This is a genomic window from Neobacillus pocheonensis (assembly GCF_050477905.1).
GTDB classification, from domain to species: Bacteria; Bacillota; Bacilli; order Bacillales; family Cytobacillaceae; genus Neobacillus; species Neobacillus pocheonensis_A.
This window is the reverse complement of sequence record NZ_JBCNAD010000082.1, coordinates 1-1386: the sequence shown is the minus strand read 5'-3', so window position 1 is coordinate 1386 and position 1386 is coordinate 1. Positions and strand designations below refer to the sequence as shown.

Here is a 1386-nt window from a genome sequence, read left to right as displayed (position 1 = left end):
CCTCTTGGTAGAATGAGAGTGTCCTGAAGCCGGCCAGCGAAAAGGACAATACTCAAATACCAGGAGGCCTAAAATGAATTATAACCAAAATAAGAAGCTTGCTCAAATTACTTCTCAAACGCTAATTATAGGGGTGGACATCGCTAAATTCAAGCATGTGGCACGTGCCCAGGACTTTAGAGGAATGGAGTTCGGATCACCTTGTTATTTTGAAAACACAAAAGAGGGGTTCTCCCATTTTCTTAAGTGGATTTCTGAGTTGAAGAGAGAACAAGCCATGGATAAAGTGATAGTTGGGATGGAACCGACAGGCCATTATTGGTTCAACCTAGCTCATATTCTGAAAGAAAATGAGATTAAGTTTGTGGCAGTAAATCCCTTGCACGTTAAGAAAAGCAAGGAACTCGATGATAATTCACCAACTAAAAATGATGTAAAGGATGCCAGAGTAATTGCCCAGCTGGTCAAAGACGGAAGATACGCCGAACCTACTATACCGCAAGGAGTTTATGCCGAGCTCCGAGTGGCAAAGAAAATTCGCGATCTTCTAACGGATGACCTCCAAACGGTCCAAGGGCAGGTTCACAACTGGATTGATCGGTACTTTCCAGAATTTCTAACAGTTTTTAAGAAGTGGGAAGGCAAGGCAGCATTACAATTCTTAAGGTTAAATGCCTTACCACATGAAATGATAAAATTCTCTGATCAAGAGCTGTTCATCCACCTAAGAAAAGCCGTTACCCGGAGTGTGGGGCTCAGTAAAATTAAAGAGTTAAAGCAAGCTGCTGGTAAGTCCATCGGACTTCGGCAAGGCTCTGATATGGCCAAATTGGAGCTGAAAACGCTACTTGATAAATATGAACTAATCCAGCTTAAATTCGAAGAATTGGATGCAAAAATAGATATATTACTTGAAGAAATACCTGGTGTTACACAAATGTTGGCCATTAAAGGTGTCGGCAGGGATACGGTTGCCGGTTTCTTTGCGGAGGTCGGCGACCTCAGTGATTATACTCATCCCAGACAAATTATTAAGCTGGCTGGGTTAAGTTTGAAAGAAAATACGTCCGGTAAGCACAAGGGAAAAACGACCATCACAAAGAGGGGACGTAAGAAATTGAGGGCCCTGTTGTTTAGGGTCTGTATGATTCTAGTTGCACAAAATTCAGCATTTAAAGCATTACACGCTTACTATACTCAACGACCTGATAATCCATTAAAGAAGATGCAGTCCCTTATTGCTTTATGTAATAAACTGATCCGTATTTTCTTTAGCATAGGTAAAAAGCAGTTTGATTTTAGTGAAGACAAGATGTTAAAGGATATTCCTCATTTGTCAGCATCAAAGAAGGTAGAAATGGCAGCTTAATTCTCTTTTATATTAGA

At 40.7% G+C, this 1386-nt stretch carries 1 protein-coding gene; it reads left to right on the top strand.

Translation table 11 applies throughout. From position 1 onward, the window contains the following. The first annotated feature begins 73 nt into the window (after positions 1 to 73). Positions 74 to 1369, top strand: a complete 1296-nt coding sequence (locus tag ABES02_RS28440) for an IS110 family transposase (protein ID WP_430141197.1) — start codon at positions 74 to 76, stop codon at positions 1367 to 1369. The last annotated feature ends 17 nt before the right edge of the window (positions 1370 to 1386 follow it).

What these genes read in the sequence shown, in the direction of transcription:
- ABES02_RS28440 (WP_430141197.1), top strand. Translation starts at nt 74, where the DNA reads ATGAATTATAACCAAAATAAGAAGCTTGCTCAAATTACTTCTCAAACG.